General features: G+C 72.5%; 16 protein-coding genes. 5 read left to right on the forward strand and 11 right to left on the reverse strand.

The features are described from left to right. The first annotated feature begins 69 nt into the window (after positions 1-69). Positions 70-2,061: an ABC transporter ATP-binding protein gene (locus ACFT32_RS39630; RefSeq protein ID WP_382498870.1), complete on the forward strand. Its 1,992-nt coding sequence runs from the start codon at positions 70-72 to the stop codon at positions 2,059-2,061. Between the two features lie 24 nt (positions 2,062-2,085). Here the strand turns inward: ACFT32_RS39630 and ACFT32_RS39635 are convergent, their stop codons facing one another. The 6 genes from ACFT32_RS39635 to ACFT32_RS39660 form a co-directional block, all read right to left on the reverse strand. Further along, positions 2,086-2,268 carry a hypothetical protein gene (locus ACFT32_RS39635; protein WP_189728827.1) on the reverse strand — a complete coding sequence of 61 codons (183 nt, stop codon included), beginning with the start codon at positions 2,266-2,268 and terminating at the stop codon, positions 2,086-2,088. 158 nt (positions 2,269-2,426) lie between these two features. Next, the gene (locus tag ACFT32_RS39640) at positions 2,427-3,116 is read right to left on the reverse strand and encodes a DUF899 domain-containing protein (protein WP_382498872.1); all 690 of its coding nucleotides are present in this window, start codon (positions 3,114-3,116) and stop codon (positions 2,427-2,429) included. 79 nt (positions 3,117-3,195) lie between these two features. Then, on the reverse strand, positions 3,196-4,377 hold the full coding sequence (locus ACFT32_RS39645; protein ID WP_382498874.1) for a cytochrome P450: 1,182 nt from the start codon (positions 4,375-4,377) through the stop codon (positions 3,196-3,198). An 18-nt stretch (positions 4,378-4,395) separates the two neighbouring features. Further along, positions 4,396-5,760: an amidohydrolase gene (locus tag ACFT32_RS39650; RefSeq protein WP_382498876.1), complete on the reverse strand. Its 1,365-nt coding sequence runs from the start codon at positions 5,758-5,760 to the stop codon at positions 4,396-4,398. A gap of 23 nt (positions 5,761-5,783) precedes the next feature. After that, a complete protein-coding gene (locus ACFT32_RS39655) occupies positions 5,784-7,682 on the reverse strand; it encodes an FUSC family protein (protein WP_382498879.1) in 1,899 nt (632 codons plus the stop codon). A gap of 164 nt (positions 7,683-7,846) precedes the next feature. Continuing rightward, positions 7,847-8,623: a nucleotidyltransferase domain-containing protein gene (locus tag ACFT32_RS39660; RefSeq protein WP_382498880.1), complete on the reverse strand. Its 777-nt coding sequence runs from the start codon at positions 8,621-8,623 to the stop codon at positions 7,847-7,849. A 151-nt stretch (positions 8,624-8,774) separates the two neighbouring features. Between ACFT32_RS39660 and ACFT32_RS39665 the strand changes: the two genes are divergently transcribed. Both ACFT32_RS39665 and ACFT32_RS39670 read left to right on the forward strand, forming a co-directional pair. Next, positions 8,775-9,188 carry a RidA family protein gene (locus ACFT32_RS39665; protein WP_382498882.1) on the forward strand — a complete coding sequence of 138 codons (414 nt, stop codon included), beginning with the start codon at positions 8,775-8,777 and terminating at the stop codon, positions 9,186-9,188. Between the two features lie 10 nt (positions 9,189-9,198). Further along, the gene (locus tag ACFT32_RS39670; RefSeq protein ID WP_382498884.1) at positions 9,199-9,804 is read left to right on the forward strand and encodes a gamma carbonic anhydrase family protein; all 606 of its coding nucleotides are present in this window, start codon (positions 9,199-9,201) and stop codon (positions 9,802-9,804) included. A gap of 1 nt (position 9,805) precedes the next feature. On the opposite strand, the gene ACFT32_RS39675 is transcribed toward ACFT32_RS39670, so the two are convergent. Further along, the gene (locus ACFT32_RS39675; protein ID WP_382498886.1) at positions 9,806-10,528 is read right to left on the reverse strand and encodes an aspartate/glutamate racemase family protein; all 723 of its coding nucleotides are present in this window, start codon (positions 10,526-10,528) and stop codon (positions 9,806-9,808) included. A gap of 5 nt (positions 10,529-10,533) precedes the next feature. Continuing rightward, positions 10,534-12,009, reverse strand: coding sequence for an NCS1 family nucleobase:cation symporter-1 (locus tag ACFT32_RS39680; protein WP_382498888.1), 1,476 nt, complete (start codon positions 12,007-12,009; stop codon positions 10,534-10,536). A 165-nt stretch (positions 12,010-12,174) separates the two neighbouring features. Here ACFT32_RS39680 and ACFT32_RS39685 point away from each other — a divergent pair, with 165 nt between their 5' ends. After that, on the forward strand, positions 12,175-12,837 hold the full coding sequence (locus ACFT32_RS39685; RefSeq protein WP_382498890.1) for a GntR family transcriptional regulator: 663 nt from the start codon (positions 12,175-12,177) through the stop codon (positions 12,835-12,837). A 25-nt stretch (positions 12,838-12,862) separates the two neighbouring features. Here the strand turns inward: ACFT32_RS39685 and ACFT32_RS39690 are convergent, their stop codons facing one another. Genes ACFT32_RS39690 through ACFT32_RS39700 form a run of 3 tightly spaced genes read right to left on the reverse strand, consistent with a single transcriptional unit; the run spans position 12,863 to position 15,557 of the window. After that, positions 12,863-13,564: a uracil-DNA glycosylase gene (locus tag ACFT32_RS39690; protein ID WP_382498892.1), complete on the reverse strand. Its 702-nt coding sequence runs from the start codon at positions 13,562-13,564 to the stop codon at positions 12,863-12,865. After that, entirely contained in the window at positions 13,564-14,910 is a 1,347-nt protein-coding gene (locus tag ACFT32_RS39695) for an MFS transporter (RefSeq protein WP_382498893.1), read from the reverse strand. Before ACFT32_RS39695 ends, ACFT32_RS39690 begins: the two co-directional genes overlap by 1 nt. A 14-nt stretch (positions 14,911-14,924) precedes the next feature. Beyond that, on the reverse strand, positions 14,925-15,557 hold the full coding sequence (locus tag ACFT32_RS39700) for an ArsR/SmtB family transcription factor (RefSeq protein WP_382498895.1): 633 nt from the start codon (positions 15,555-15,557) through the stop codon (positions 14,925-14,927). A gap of 123 nt (positions 15,558-15,680) precedes the next feature. On the opposite strand from ACFT32_RS39700, the gene ACFT32_RS39705 reads away from it, so the two are divergent. After that, a complete protein-coding gene (locus tag ACFT32_RS39705) occupies positions 15,681-16,205 on the forward strand; it encodes an RNA-binding S4 domain-containing protein (RefSeq protein WP_382498897.1) in 525 nt (174 codons plus the stop codon). Positions 16,206-16,242: the final 37 nt, after the last annotated feature.

The following is a 16,242-nucleotide window of genomic DNA, read 5'->3' on the forward strand; positions in this document are numbered from 1 at the left end:
GCGGGCTCCGCCCCCGCGATAGTGGCCGTTCGTCCACGAGCGGGGCCTGAGCGGGGAGGTCGGTCGACGGTGGGGAAGAAGCGGACCGCGCCGGAGGTGTCCGAGTCGGAGCGGCTGCTCTTCGGAGGCCCACTGCGCTACGACATGGGCTGGAACCAGCACGCCGACGCGTTCCTGGAGCTGAACTTCCGCGCCATGATCACCCGGTTGCCGTCCCTGCTGAAGTCCAGCCTCCGACTCGCCCGGCAGGCCGACCGCGGCGCCGCCCGGATCGTGCTGGCCTCCGAGGCGGGCCGGGGCGTGGCGCAGGCGGTGAGCCTGCTCGCGGTCAACAGCGTGCTGGCCCGGCTGATGGGCGGCGGGCCGATCGACGACCGGCTGCGCGGAGCCGTCCCCGCGCTGGTCACGGTGGCCCTCGTGATGCTGCTCGCGGCACTGCTGCGGGCTGCGAGCACCTACGCCACCGGCCGCCTGGAGCCCAAGGTGGAGCGGGTGGCGACCGAGCGGTACCTGGAGCGCGCCGCGGCCGTGGAACTGGCCGCGATCGAGGACCACGCCTTCCACAAACTGCTGGACACCGCGCAGTACGGCGCCGCCTCGGCCCGCCGGATGATCATGTACGGGACACGCGTGATCAACGCGATGATCTCGCTGGTCGCGGCGGCCGGTGTGCTGACCGTGCTGCATCCGGCTCTGCTGCCGCTGCTGGTGACGATGACGCTGCCGAGTGCCTGGAGCGCACTGACCGTGGCCCGGCGACGCTACGAGTCCTTCCACGCCTGGGTGCAGCACGCCCGCGCGGGCCGGCTGCTGGGCAACCTGCTGATCGAACCCGAGGCGGCCCCCGAGATCCGGGTGCACGGGGTGGGCGCGTTCCTGCTGCGGCACTTCCGCGCGATGTCGGAGACGGCCGAGGCCGAGCAGGCCCGCCTGGCCGGGCTCGCCGCCCGCACCGGCCTGATCGCGGCGGCGTGGACGGGCCTGGCGACGGTGGCGACCTACGCGACGCTCGGCGGACTGCTGCTGGCGGGTTCGATGGCGCTGTCGGTGGCGGGTACGGCCGTGATCGCGATCCGGACCGGCTCGCAGAGCCTCGACACGCTCGTGGTGGAGGTCAACGCGCTGCACGAGGAGGCCCTTTTCGTCGGCGACCTGCAACGGCTGTACACGGAGGCGGCACAGCGCGCGATCCCGGCGGGCGGGCAGCCACTGCCGGAGGACCCGCGCGAGATCCGCTTCGAGAACGTCACGTTCCGCTACCCGGGCGACTCGGCCCGCCCCGCTCTCGACGATGTGACGCTCACCCTCCCGCTGGGCCGGATCGTGGCGCTGGTCGGCGAGAACGGCTCAGGCAAGACGACCCTGGTCAAGCTGCTCGCCGGGCTGTACACCCCGGAGCGGGGGCGGATCCTGTGGGACGGCGTGGACGCGGCGACCGCCGACCGGAACCTGCTGGCCGAGCGGATCGCGATGGTGGCGCAGGACTTCAAGCGGTGGCCGTTCACGGCCCGGGTGAACGTCGCCCTGGGGCGTACGTCGGCGCCCGTGTGCGAGGAGCGGCTGGCCGCGTCGATCGCCGAGGCCGGAGCGGAGCCGGTGGTCGCGGACCTGCCGCGCGGGCTGGACACGCTGCTCGCCCGCAACTTCAGCGGCGGGCACGAGCTGTCGGGCGGCCAGTGGCAGCGCCTCGGCATCGCCCGGGCGGCCTATCGCAGGGGCCGCATCCTGATCGTGGACGAGCCGACGGCGGCCCTGGACGCACGGGCCGAGCTGGAGGTGTTCGAGCGGATTCGCGCCCTGGCCGACAGCGGCCAGACGGTCGTACTGATCACGCACCGGCTGGCGTCCGTACGCCATGCCGACCTGGTGCACGTCCTGGACCAGGGCCGGCTCGTGGAGTCCGGGACGCCGGACGAGCTGCTGGCCACCGGTGGGCTCTACGCCGAGCTGTACGCGCTCCAGGCGGAGCAGTTCACCAAGCCGCCCACGGCGGTCACGCCACCCGCGACGGCTCCGCAGGTCGTGCCGGTCACGAAGGTGCCGGCGCCGAAGGCGGGCTGAGCCGCGCCTTTCCCGGGCCGTGGGTCAGGCCGTGGCGTCGGCGCTGTCGCCGCTGCGCACGATCACCAGGAACATGTCCGTCGCGAGGTCCATGACAACCTCGGCAGGCAGGCCTTCCAGACGCCGCGCCTGCGCGAACTCCTCCGCCGGCCAGGAGCCACGCGGCCCACCGGCGGGAAAGCGCTCGAGCACCGTTCGCCCGTTCACCACCCTGCACCTCCATGTAGCGCTGTACTCGTAGAGTTAAACGCCAACGATGGGGTGAACGGCTCGCGAAGTGACGGTTCTGAGACGTAGTTGACACTCGTTCACCGCCAAGTGTGACCAACCTCTCAGCCTCTTGGCGGATGTGCTCACTTTGCGTGTCAATCGTCGTACTCGTCGTGATAGCGGACGCGCTCGCTTCCCGCAGGCGCCCCGAGAGCCGACGCGCGCCCCTTGGGCTCCTCCCACACCTCCTGCCTGCCCAGCGCGGTGAGGTCCAGCAGGCTGGTGGTCGAGCCGAGACCGTCGAGTCCGCGCTCGTACGTCGAGTAGGTGTGGAAGACCCGGTCGTGGTCCCGCAGGAAGCAGCTGAGGCCGGTCCGCTCAAAGAGCTCTCCCTCACGCTCGAGCGTGACCTCGAAGTCGCGGTTGAAGTCGCTCCCGTGCGACGAGTACCAGGGCACCGTCCAGCCCATCCGGGCCTTGAAGGGCAGGATCTTCGGGAAGGGCGCCCGGGAGACGGCCGCGAACGACGTGCCACGGGCCTTGAGATGGGCGAGATGCCCTATTTGGTCCAGGAAACCCGAGCAGCTGCGGCAGCCGGCGTCCCACTCGGGCGCGAACATGAAGTGGTAGACGACGAGCTGGCGCCGCCCCTCGAACAGGTCGAGCAGGGTGGCCTTGCCGTCCCCGCCCTCGAAAACGTACTCCTCGTCGACCTCCACCATGGGCAGTCCGCGCCGCTCGGCATTGAGCGCGTCCCGCGCACGGGTGGCGGCCTTCTCCTTGTCCAGCAGTTCCGCGCGCGCCGCGCGCCACTGGTCGCGCGAGACGATCTCCGGCAACGACATGAACCCCTCCTGTACCCCTCCTGTGGCAACGGTCCGTCCGGGGTGGTGACCGGCGGGAGGGGCGGAACTCATCGCCGGCTCAGGAAGTCTTTTCCGCGTACGTCACCGGCAGCGCGACCAGACCCCGGGCGCGCAGGGAGGGGCGCCACCGCAGGGCGCCGGAGGCGAGGGCGAGGTCCGGGAACCGCTCCAGCAGCGCGGCCAGGGCGATCTCGGTCTCGGCACGGGCCAGCGGCGCGCCCAGGCAGTGGTGGATGCCGTGGCCGAGGGCGAGATGACCTGAGGTGTCCCGGCCGAGGTCGAGCCGGTCGGGGTCGGGGAAACGGGCCGGGTCGCGGTTGGCGGCGGCCAGGGACAGCAGGACGGTCTCACCGGCGGGCACGGTGACGTCCCCGATCGTCACGTCCTCGGTCGGGAAGCGCCGGATGGCGAGCAGGGCGGGCCCCTCGTGGCGGGCGAACTCCTCTACGGCCGCCGGGATGCGTGCCGGATCGCCGCGCAGGGCGGCGAGCTGCTCGGGGTGCTCCAGAAGGCCCAGCACGGCGTTGCCGATGAGCTGGACGGTGTTCTCGTACCCGGCGAAGAGAATGAGGAAGGCCAGGGACATCAGCTCGTCCTCGGTGAGCCGGTCGCGCTCGTCGCGGACCGCGATCAGGTCGGAGAGCAGATCGTCGGCGGGCGCCGCGCGCTTGGCGGCGATGAGTCCGGTGAAGAAGCCGAGCATCGCCACGACCGCCTCCTTGGCGGCCGCCGGGCGGGCCGGATCGGGGGCGACGAGCGCGTCGGTCCAGGCGCGGAAGTCCTGGCGGTGTTCGTCGGGGACGCCGAGGAGGTCGCAGATGACGGTGATGGGCAGAGGCGCGGCGTAGGAGGCGATCAGGTCGGTGGTGCCGTGCGGGCCGAGCGCGTCGAGGAGGCGGTCGGCGGTCCGGCGTATGGGGGCGCGGAGGTGTTCGACCCGGCGCGTGGTGAAGGCCCGTGCGACCAGGCGGCGGATGCGGGCGTGGTCGGGCGGGTCCATGTTGAGCAGGTTGGCGTCGAGGGCCGGCGGCAGGGACAGACCCCGGTAACTCCCCTCCTTCGCGTGCGCCTTGTCCAGGGAGAGCCGGGGGTCGGCGAGGGCCGCGCGGACGTCCTCGTACCTGGTCACGAGCCAGGCGGGGCTGCCGTCGGGTCCGGCTGTGCGGTGCACCGGCGCGCTCTCGCGCAGGCGCCGGTACCCGTCGTGGGGGTTTTCGAGGAGGCCGTGGGCTGGATCCATGCGGGCCAGCCTAGGGAATCAGGTGTCGTACTCCTGGATGCGGCGGCCGTGGCCGCGGTCCACGAGCGCGGGCAGGCGCTCCTCCAACTCCCCCGCCACCGCGGGCACATCGATCGTCAGCAGTGTCCGGTCGCGCATCAGGATCCGTCCGTCGACGATCGTGGTGCGGACGTCGGAGGAACGGGCGCTGTGCACGAGGGTGGCGGCGAGGTCGTGGACGGGCCGGGTGTGCGGGCCGGTGAGGTCGACCAGGACGATGTCCGCCCTCCGGCCGGGCGCGATGCTGCCGACGCTGCCCCCCAGCCCCACGGCACGGGCGCTCTGCAGGGTGGCGTGGTGCAGGGCCTGGCGGGAGGTCAGCCAGCGGGGGTCGCCCTCGGCCGACTTCTGGACCAGCGAGGTGAGGGCCATGGACTCCCACACGTCGAGGGAGTTGTTGGAGGCGGCGCCGTCGGTGGCGAGTCCGACGTCGACGCCGATGTCGCGCAGGGCACGGACCGGTGTGGTGTCGGGCCAGGCGAACTTGAGGTAGCCGCGGGGCGAGGTGGCGACGGCCGTACGACCGTCCGCCCGTTCCAGGACCGGCAGGTCGCGGTCGGTGATGCCGGTGCCGTGGGCGAGGAGCACGTCCGTGTCGAGGATGCCGGTGCGGGCCAGGATCTCGACCGGGGTGACGCCGTGACGGGCGAGGCTGGTGTCCGTCTGGTCGCGGTTCTCCGCGGCGTGGATGTGCACGGGCAGGCCGTGCGCGCGGGCGAGCCCGGCGGTGGCGGCGAGGTCGGTGTCGTCGACGGTGTAGGGGGCGTGGGGCGCGAGCGCGGTGGTGATACGGCCGTCCGCCGAGCCGCGGTGCCGCAGCGCGAACTCCAGTGACCGCTCCCGGCCCTCGGGGCCCTGCGAGGAGAAGTAGGCCTCGCCCAGCAGCGCCCGCATGCCGCACTCGGCGACCACAGCGGCGACCTCGTCCATGGCGAAATAGTGGTCGGCGAAGCAGGTGACACCGGCCCGGATCATCTCGGCGCAGGCGAGCCGCGCGCCCAGCTCGACATCCTTCGCCGTGAGGTTGGACTCGACGGGCCAGACGACGTCGTTGAACCACTCCTCGGTGGGCAGGTCCTCGGCGAGGCCGCGCAGCGCGACCATCGGCGCGTGCGTGTGGCAGTTGATCAGGCCGGGCAGGGCGACCTGGCCGCGGGCGTCGAGCCGCTCGGCGGCGGCCAGGTCCGCGACCGCGGCGGTGCTCGTGACGGCCTCGACGATCCCGTTCCGTACGACGATCGCGGCGTCGTCCTCGAAGCCGATCCGCTCTCGGTCGTCGTGCACGAGGACGGTACAGGCGCTGATGATCAGGTCGGCGGGACTGTCCGCGGCAGAAGGCGTCATCACGCCAACGTACGACGAGGGCGCTATCCGGCGAGGGGTGTCCGGGGCAGTCGGAGCCCCACCCGTTCGCCGGGTCCGGTGAGTTCGTCGAGGACCGCGGCGAGGCGTTCCGTGTGGCGGGGGCCGATCCGGCCGGTGTCGTCGAGGTGCACGGCGCAGGCGGTCGTGGTGTCGACGAGGCGTTCGAGGAGGTCGGCCACCTCGTCCGCGCCCTCGGTGTGCCGGGCAAGGGCGGGCAGTTCGTGCGCGGAGAGGGAGATGGCCGTGCGGGCCTCGGCGAGGGTGCGGTAGGCCTCACGGCGCAGGGTCCAGCGGGTGGCGCGGTGGTCGGAGGGGGTGCCGGAGCCGCCGATGCGCGGGGCGTCGGCCTCGTCGAGGACATGGGTGAGGTAGGCGTTCGCGGCCCGGCCGGCCGACGCGAGCCGGGCGTGCACTCCCCCGCCGCGCTGTCCGGGCATCGGCAGGTGCCCGACGATCAGCACGATCGCGCAGGCCAGCAGTGTCTCGCCGATCCGGCCCGCGGAGGCCTGTGCCTCGCCGCCGACCATGACGAGGGCGAGGACGAGGACGGTGACGACGGCGGTCTGGGCGGCGAAATGCCGGGTGGCGACGGGTATCAGCGCCCCGCTGAGGGCGACCAGCGCGATGAGCCCTTCAGGCCGGGGCAGGACGGCGGCGAACCCGGCGAAGAGGAGAGCGCCGAGGACGGTCCCGGCGGCCCGGTTCAGCACCCGTGAGGCCAGCGGCCCCAGGTCGGGCTTCACGAGGAAGACGGCGGTGGCGGGCAGCCAGTACCAGTGCTCGTGCTCCCCGTACCACTGGGTCCGGTGCAGGGCCTGGGCGACCGCGGAGCTGGCCCCGAAGCACAGGGCGACACGCAGTCCGTACTCGCGTCCGGCGGTACCGAAGGCGGCGCGCAGCCGGTCCCTGGCGGTACGGGGCCGGGTGTGCAGATCGCCGCCCCCGCCCTGGTCGAACACCTCGGCGGCCTGCAGGAGGGCGTCGTCGAGGGCGCGCAGGGCGGGCACCGAGCGGGAAGGGGCGGGCAGCGGCCCGGTGTGGGCGTTGTCGCGTACGGCGGCGGCGAGCCGCCGGGGACCTTCGGAAGCCCGTTCGGAAATGGCCTCTTCGGCCCAGGCCAGCGCGGTGGCGGCCTCGGCGAGGGGCAGCGCTGCGGCGTACTGCGCGTGCAGCCGCCGCTCCGTGGAGGAGGAGGCGTACCGCCGCAGCCGGGGCCCGGCGAGCGCGTCCTGGGCGTGGTCGAGGGCGGCGGTGAGCGCGGCACGGCGGCGGATGGCGTCCGGCCCGCCGACGGCGTCGAGGAGCTCGGCGACGGCGTCGTACACGCCGGCGACGGCCGCCCGCTCCCCATCGAAGCGGAAGTCACCGGCGAGGGAGCCGGGCGTGGGCAGCACGAGCCGGAGCACGAGCAGCCAGCCCGCCCCGGCGAGGAAGGCGAGCGCGCGCTCCCACCCCGCCTCGGGCAGGGGCATTCCCGCGCCGATCGCCGCGCCGACGAGCAGCTGTGTCCCGGAGGCGGAGGCGACGGGCCCCACGGCGCTCATCCCCCCGGCGACGAGCCCGACGACCGTGAGGACCGCGGTCAGTACGACCGCGCCGGTCTCGTCCCCGGCATACGTCCCGATCACCAGCCCCAGGGCACCGCCCAGCGCGGGCACCCCGAGCCGCTTGACCGAGACCCGGCGGCTCCCGGGCCGGTCGTTGATCCCGGCGAGCATGGCGGCGATGGCGGCGACGACTCCGAGCGACGTACGCCCCGACTCCACCGCCACCAGCAGCAGCGGCCCTGCGGACAGGGCCCCCCGCGTCACCGCGCTCCAGGGCACCGGACCCCGCTGGGCGCGCAGGGCGTGCGCGAGCCAGGGCGGCAGCACAAGGGAAAAACGGCGGGACCGGGACACGGGGCTCCTGTCGTCACATCGAGGGCAGGGGTGGGCCTTCGGGCGACGGTGGCCGGGCGGGGTGTGGCTGTCCACGGTAGGCGGGGTTCCTGGAAGAAAGGTTTCCGGAACGTGACGGAGTGCGGGAGAGCCGGGATCTTTATGAACGCAATCGGGAGGGGCGGTCAGCTCCGCGCCGTCTCCACGGCCCGGGCCAGGAGGGTCTCCGCGCAGGCGATCGTCCGGGCGAGCGCGCCCGGGTCGTCCGTCAGGGTCCTCACCAGGTCGTCCACCTCACGCAACCCCGCCCGCGCGAGAAGCCCCTTCTCGTTCGTGACCCACTCCCCGCGCGCCGCAAGCACCGCGTGCGCGGTCTGTGTCGTGGCGAGGGCGATCGCTCCCGCGACCTGGGTGAGGGCGCCCTTCGGGGCGTGGCCGGCCTTGGCGTAGCCGAGGGTGGCGGTGGCCATGCCGTGCCAGTGCCCGGGGGCACGCTCGCGCAGGGCCCTCGGGTAGGAGGCGGGACGCGGCAGGGTGCCCCGCAGCACCTTGTTGATCGCGAGTTCGGCGACGAGCAGATACGTCGGGATGCCCGCCAGATGGAACATCAGCGGCTCGACGCGGAAGCGGCCCGCCTCAGCCTCTGCCCGCTCGTGTTCGACGGCGTCCAGATCGCGGTAGTGGACGTCCACACGCCTGCCGTCGATCGTCAGCCAGGCACCTCCGTTGAAGACACCGCCACCCCACGCGCCGATCGCGGACACCTCGCCCTCCCAGCCGACCGTGCGGAGATCGGCCGGGTCGAAGGCGCCGCGGTAGTAGACGGCCAGGTCCCAGTCGCTGTCGGGACGTTCGGTGCCCTGGGCCCGGGAGCCGCCGAGGGTGACGGCCTCGACGGCGGGGAGGGCGGCGAGACGGTCGGCGGTGGCGTCGAGGAAGGCCTGGTCCGGGAGGGTGGGCACGGGGTGGCTCCTGGGGCGGGCGGTGAGGGGCCCGAGCAGCGTAGGGCGATCGGTCGGATCGCGTGAACCGAAATACGAGTGCGTCCGCGGACCGGGCCGCGCATGATCGGTCGGACAACTGCCCAGTCACCGCCCCAGATCGGAGCCCCGCGTGATCCGTCGCGTCACCGTCCCGAGCCTCTTCCCGCCGCCCACCTACTCGCACGCCTCCGTCGTCGAAGCCGGGACGCGGCTGGCGTTCCTCGCCGGGTCCGTGCCGCTCGACGCCGGCGGCGACCTCGTCGGTCCCGGGGACCCCGTACGGCAGGCCGAGCAGGTGATCGCCAATCTGCGGGAGCAACTGCGCGCCGTCGGCAGCGACCTGCCGCACGTCGTGGCGACCGAGGTGTACGTCGTGAGCGGTGAGACGGCCGTGCTGTCCGCCGTCTGGGAGATCGTCGAGGCGTCCGGGCTCAGTGCCGGTCCGCACTCGTCGACGCTGATCGGCGTGGCGTGCCTCGGGTACACGGGGCAGCTGGTGGAGATTACGGCGACAGCCGTCGTGCCCGACGGGGCGCCGACCTGAGGAGAACTCCATGCTGATCGAGCACCGCGGGCGGCGCCCCGTCGTCCCCGAGTCCGCGTACGTCGCTCCGACGGCCGTCCTGTGCGGGGCGGTCGTCCTCGGGGAGCGGAGCCGTGTGCTGCACGGGGCCGTGCTCACCGCCGAGGACGGGGAGGTGCGGGTGGGCTCGGACGTGGTCGTGATGGAGAACGCGCTGGTGCGGGGGCGGGCCGGGCACCCCGCCGTGATCGGTGACGCCGTGCTCGTCGGCCCGCACGCCCATGTCAACGGGGCGACCCTCGAGGACGAGGTCTTCGTGGCCACCGGCGCCTGCGTCTTCCCGGGGGCGGTCGCGAGCACCGGCTCCGAGCTGCGGATCCACAGCGTGCTGCACGTCAATTCCGTACTGCCGCCCGGCACGGTCCTGCCCATCGGCTGGATCGCGGCGGGAGCACCCCGGGCCCGGCTCTTCGCCCCCGGCGAGCACGACGAACTGTGGCAGATCCAGGAGGCGCTGGACTTCCCCGGCACGGTGTACGGCATCCCGCGCGGCACGTCGATGCGGGAGGTCATGGCCCGCCAGGTGGCGTTCTACGGGGCCCATGGCGACGACGTCACCCTCGACGGCACTTCATGAGCTACCGCCGTTCGGGCCTCCCCCACACCCTCCGCTTCGGCAGCGCCTCGGCGTAGCTCCCCACCCGACTGGTCGTCAGTCCCAGTGCCACCAGCGACTCCGCGAGTTTGACCGCCGCGGCGACCCCGTCGACGACGGGCAGGCCCAGCTTCTCCCCGACCGCCCGCTGCAAGCCGGTCATCCCGGCGCAGCCCAGCACCAGCACCTCGGCCCCGGCGGCGCAGGCCCGTTCGGCGGCGGCGAGGAACGCCGTCTCCGTGCGCTCGTCGTCGCCGAGGTCGAGCACATTCAGGCCCGTGCCGACGACCGCGGCGCAGTTCCGCGCCACGCCGGCCGTCTCCAGGCTGTCCTCGATCTGGCCGCGCGAGCGCTCCAGTGTGGTGACGATCCCGTAGCGGCGGCCCAGCAGACAGGCGAGATGCGCGGCGGCCTCGGTGATGTCGACGACCGGTACGTCCACCAGCTCCCGCACACCCTCCCGCCCGTGCTCCCCGAAGCCGGCCATGACCACGGCGTCGTACGGCGGCCCGTCGTAGGTCCGCAGCGTGTCCAGGACGGCCGCGGCGGACAGATAGCTGTCGAGCCAGCCCTCCGCGGACTCGGGCCCCCAGTCGGGGGTCAGTCCGGTCACGGTGGTGCCCGGGCCTGCGGCGGCCCGGGCACCTCGTACGATCTCCTCGGTCATCTCCTGCGTGGTGTTGCAGTTGGTGACGACGATCCGCACGTCTCTCAGACCTCCATGGCAGAGCGCTCGGCGGTGGGTTCGGCAGTGCGTTCGCTACGGCACAGGACCACGTACAGCCCGGCCGCGAGTGCCGTGCCGATGAACCAGGAGTACGGCGCCACATCGCTGAAGGTCTTCACCAGCGCGAGGACGGCGGCGACACCGGCCGCGGGCAGGAACGCCCACAGCGCCTTCGGGTTGAAGCCCTTGCGGTAGTGGTACGGGGAGCCGGGGGTGGCGTCGAACAGTTCGTCCACGTTCACCCGGCCGCGCTTGACCCAGTAGTAGTCGACCATGATCACGCCGAACAGCGGACCGAGGAAGGCGCCGAGGCCGCCGAGGAAGTAGTTCACGACGGTCGGGTTGGAGAAGAGGTTCCAGGGGGTGACGAGCAGGGCCGCGACCGTGCTGATCATGCCCCCGATCTTGAAGGTGATCTTCTGCGGCCAGACGTTGGCGAGGTCGTACGCCGGTGAGACGAAGTTGGCGACGATGTTGACGCCCATGGTGGCGATGGCGAACGTCAGCGCGCCCAGCACCAGCACCCAGGTGTTGCCGATCTCGGCGACCAGGTAGGCCGGGTCGGTGATCTCCTTGCCGAGGACCTCGAAGGCGCCCGCGGTGACGATGACCGAGACGATCACGAAGGCCGTGGAGTTGATCGGCAGGCCCCAGAAGTTGCCGCGCTTGACGGACTTGTAGTCGGGGGCGAAGCGGGAGAAGTCGCAGAAGTTGAGCATCAGCGTGCCGTACGTGGCGAGGACCAGGCCGATCGCGCCGAACCACTGCCGCCACTGCTCGCCCACGGACACCGGGTGCGGGGTGGAGGTCAGCGAGATCGTCCAGCCGGCCTTGTAGAGGATCCACCCCGCCAGCGCGATCATCACGAGCCAGATCGCCGGGCCGCAGAAGTCCTGGAACTTGCGGACCGATTCCATGCCCCGGCTGATGATCGCCGCCTGCACCAGCCACAGGGCGATGAAGGAGACCCAGCCGAGTGCGTCGAGCCCCAGGAAGGAGTTGTGCGTCCACGACTCCAGGCTCGGCCAGGCCGCCAGCAGCATCACGTTGACGGCGACTGAGGCCAGGTAGGTCTGGATGCCGTACCACATGATGGCGATCACGGCCCTGATCAGCGCCGGGATGTTGGCGCCCCAGATGCCGAAGGCGATCCGGCTGACGACCGGGAAGGGGACGCCGTGGCGCTGCCCGATCTTCCCCATCCAGTTCATGCCGATGTAGATGATCACGAAGCCGACGAGCAGCGATGTGAAGATCTGCCAGACGTTCATGCCGAGGAAGAGCAGTCCGGCGGCGAAGGTGTAGTTGCCGAGGTTGTGGACGTCGGACATCCACATGGCGAAGAGGTCGAAGACCTTCCAGTTGCGCTTCTTCGCGGGCGCGAGGTCTTCGTTGGTGAGCCGGGGATCGGGGACGAACGCTGGGGTGCCGGTCTCTGCGGCACGGTCGGCGAGGGACACGGGGGCCTCCACGAGCAAGGGGACGACGGAGGACTGCTCCGCAGGACGGGGGGCCACCCTGCGAGGTGTTTGGTATACCAAACTGCGCCATGGTCTCCCCGTCAACCGTTCTGACCGATGTCGCTCTTGTTAACGCTGCGTAAAAGACACCTCGCGTCGACGAAGATGGGCTCCATGACGAAGATCGAACCCCTCGGAGCGGTCCGCGAGCGCGTCACGGCCGATCTGCGCCAGGAGATCATCGCGGGCAGCCTCCGTCCCGGCGACCGCCTGGTGGAACGCGAACTGGCGGAGCGGTTCGGTGTCTCGCGCGTTCCGGTCCGGGAGGCGATCCGGGCCCTGGTCGCAGAGGGCTTCGTCCACTTCGAGACACCCCGACGCACGGTAGTACGCCGCCTCACCCCCACCGACGTCAAGGAACTGTTCGAACTGCGAGAAGCCCTGGAGGTCTACGCCGCCGGACTCGCCGCGTCCCGCGCGACCCCGGAGGACCTGGCCGAGGTCCAGGAACTCCTCGACCGCGCCGCCGCCGCGACCCGGGCCGAGGACGCCGAGGTGATCACGGACGTCAACAGCCGCCTGCACGACCGCATCATGGCGATGGCGGGCAACAGCCTGCTGACGGAGGCCCTGGAACCCGTCGCCGGCCGGCTGCGCTGGATGACCCGGCGCAACGAGGAGTGGCCCCAGCTCCTCGTCGAGCACCGCGAGCTGTACGAGGCGATCGCCTCGGGCGACCCGGACCGGGCCCGCGCGCACGCGCTCAGGCACGTACGGACCAATTACCGGTCGACGGTGCGGCACCTGTTCGGGGAGGAGGCCCCCTAGGGTCGGTCTGGTCGGCAGGGTCCGCCTAGTCGGCCGTCGGCAGCTCGGCCGCCCGCGCCGCAGTGCGCAGTACGTCGCGCAGCATCCCGGGGGTGAGGCGGCCGGTGAAGGTGTTGCGCTGGCTGACGTGGAAGCAGCCGAAGACCTCCAGGCCGTCGAGGACGTAACGGGCCCCGTGGCCGAAGGCGGGGCGGGGCCGGGGCACGGACCAGCCCGCCTCGGCGAACGCCGGCAGCGCGGCCTGCCAGCCGAAGGCGCCGAGCACGACGACGGCCCGCAGCGTCGGACGCAGCAGCCCCAGTTCCCGCACGAGCCAGGGACGGCAGGTGTCCCGCTCCTCGGGGGTGGGCTTGTTGGCAGGCGGGGCGCAGTGCACGGGCGAGGTGACACGTACGCCGTACAGCTCCAGGCCGTCGTGAGCGTGCTCGGCGGTGGGCTGGGAGGCGAGGCCGACGTCGTACAGCGCCTCGTACAGGACGTCCCCCGAGCGGTCGCCTGTGAACATCCGCCCGGTGCGGTTGCCGCCGTGGGCGGCGGGGGCGAGCCCCACGATCAGCAGCCGGGCGTCCGCGGGACCGAACCCGGGCACCGGCCGGCCCCAGTACGTCCAGTCCGCGTAGGCGGCCCGCTTGGCACGGGCCACCTCCTCACGCCAGGAGACCAGCCGCGGGCAGGCCCGGCAGTCCGCGATGCGCAGGTCGAGGAGGGGAAGACCGCTGGTGTCCATCACTCCACGGTAGGGGCGGGGCGGGTGGCGGTGACCTGCGCGGCCCGCCCCTCGCCGCGGCGGAGCCACAGCAGCGCCCCGGACAGCAGCACGGCACTCGTCAGCAGCCAGGGCAGCGGGCCCGGCCGCATCACCCCGACAACCAGGCCGGTGAACGCGCCGGCCAGTTGCTGGGCGAGGGACTGGACGGACAGAGCGGTGGCGCGGCGCTCGCCGGGGACGCGGCGGTGCAGCAGGTCGTTCTGGTTCGGGGTCACGGCGCCGATGCCGACGTAGAAGACGCAGAAGCCTGTGACGGCGACGGTTGTGGCGAGCAGATGGGTGGAGGACGCGGTGACCGCGAGCAGCAGCACGCCGACCACCCCGGTGCCGAGACAGATCAGCACGGCCCGCTCGCCGCCGCCCGCGACCCGGGCGGCGAACGGGGCGAGGTGGCTGCCGACGCCGCAGCAGACGAAGCCCGCGCAGGCGAGGGCCGCATAGGCCAGTGGCCCGGAGTCGCTCGCCCCGGTCAGCTCGACTGTACGGCCGGGTACGAGCAACTCGACGACGCCCAGGGCGCCTCCGACGGCGGCCGCGCTGAGCATGACCCGGCGGACCAGCGCATCCCGTCCGCCCAGCCGCAGCCCGTCCAGGACGGTGACCGGGACGCCGCGCAGCACAGAACGCAGGGTGGCCCGGGGTCGCGGCGGCTCCCGCAGGACGGCCAGCACATAGCAGACGAGCACGACCCTGACGGCGGCTCCCAGCAGCAGGGGAACGGACAGGGGCAGCACCACCCCGGACGTCGCTTCGCTCAGCTCGGCACCGGGGCCGGTGCCCGTGCCCGTGCCCGTGCCGAGCAGCCAAGGCAGGGCACCGCCGAGCAGCAGGCCGACCGCGAGCGCGGCGGAGGTCGCGGTGCCGCCCCGGGCCAGTCCCGTCCGCAGCTCGGCGCCGGGTCCCGCACTCGCCTGGACGGTGTCGACGTACCAGGCCTCGGCGGTACCGCTGGCCAGCGCGCGGGACACCCCCATGAGGACCATGCCGGCGGCGAGCACCCAGACGGTGGTGCCGAGGCCGACCAGACAGCAGGCGATCATGTTGAGCACACCGGCCGTGACCAGGACCGGCCGCCGCCCGAGGACGTCGGAGAGACCGCCCGTCGGCAGCTCCAGCGCGGCCACGGTCAGGGAGTGGGCGGCGAAGAGCCCCGCGATCGCGGCCAGGGACATACCGCGCTCGCTGAGCAGCAGGACCATCGAGGCGAGGGCTAGGCCCGGCGGCAGCCATAGGAGGACGCAGACGGTGACATAACTGCGGCGAACGGCCCGTATACCGGGCGCCTCGTCCGCACGGTGCCTCATGTCCGTGCGGTACGTCATGAGATGCCCTGGTGGCCGGTGCCGTCGTGGTCGCCGTCCTCGCGGTCGCGCGAGGCGAGCGGCAGGCCTGCGGTGAGGAGCACTACGCGTTCGGCGCGCGGGTCGTCCGCGTCCCGGGCCGTCAGCTCCTCCAGCTTCCCGGCGATCGTGTCCCAGAGCTCGGCGAGCGACCCGGCCGTCAGCCGGAGCATGAGGTCGCTGATCCCGGACGGCTCCACCCACTCCTGGCCGAGCCGCCCGGCCGCCATGTCTGCGTCGTGCCGGGCGAGGGACGACTCCAGGTGCTCCAACTGCCGTCGCCGCGCCAAGCTGACGAAGGCCCGGCCCTCCTCGGAGGACTCCATCGCCTCGTTGCTCCAGGACGTGACGGTGTGCAGCGCCCGCCAGCGCCGCTCCCGACCGTCACGATGCTCGGCCTCGGCGATGAAGGCGTACTTCGCCAGCACCCGCAGGTGATAGCTGGCCGACGCCGACGACTCCCCCGTCCGGGCGGCGAGTTCACTGGCCGTGGCGGGCCCGTCCTGCCGCAGCAGCCCGAGCAGCCGAATACGCAGGGGGTGGGTGAGGGCCTTCAGGGCGGCGGTGTCGTGCTCAGGGTCGAGTACGCGCTTGTGCTCGTCGCTGTCCATGCCGGGGAGGGTAGGCCGCCGCGGCCATTCAGCAAAAGACATTTTGCAAAACTTGTTTTGTAGATGCGGTCGGGGGCCGATTCCCCGCTCGATCGGACCACTCGGAGGACTAAGGTCGGGGACATGGCTTCACAAGGTGCGGCGAACAGCTCCGGCGACGGCGAGGCGAAGGCCCTCGACCCGAAGGTCGCCGAGGCGATCGCCGCCGCCGACGCGGCCGGACCGCAGAGCGGCGAGACCGTCCGCGTCGACAGCTGGATCTGGTCCGTACGTCTCGTCAAGACCCGTTCCATGGGAGCCACCGCCTGCCGCGGCGGTCACGTCCGCGTCAACGGCGACCGTGTGAAACCCGCACACGCCGTGCGCGTCGGCGACGAGGTACGCCTGCGGCACGAAGGCCGGGAGCGAGTGGTCGTCGTCACGCGGCTGATCCGCAAGCGGGTCGGCGCCCCCGTGGCCGCCCAGTGCTTCATCGACAACTCCCCGCCGCCCCCGCCCCGCGAGGCCGTCGCCCCGGCCGGCATCCGTGACCGCGGCGCGGGCCGCCCGACTAAGCGGGACCGCCGCGAAATGGAACGCCTGCGCGGCCTGCCGGGCCCCGGCGACGGCGACGGGCTCGGCAGCGACATCGGCCGACCCACGCCGTGAGGAGCCCGCCGCGACGGACAGGGGCTCCAGGAACACG

This window comes from Streptomyces sp. NPDC057002, assembly GCF_042673825.1.
Taxonomy (GTDB): domain Bacteria; phylum Actinomycetota; class Actinomycetes; order Streptomycetales; family Streptomycetaceae; genus Streptomyces.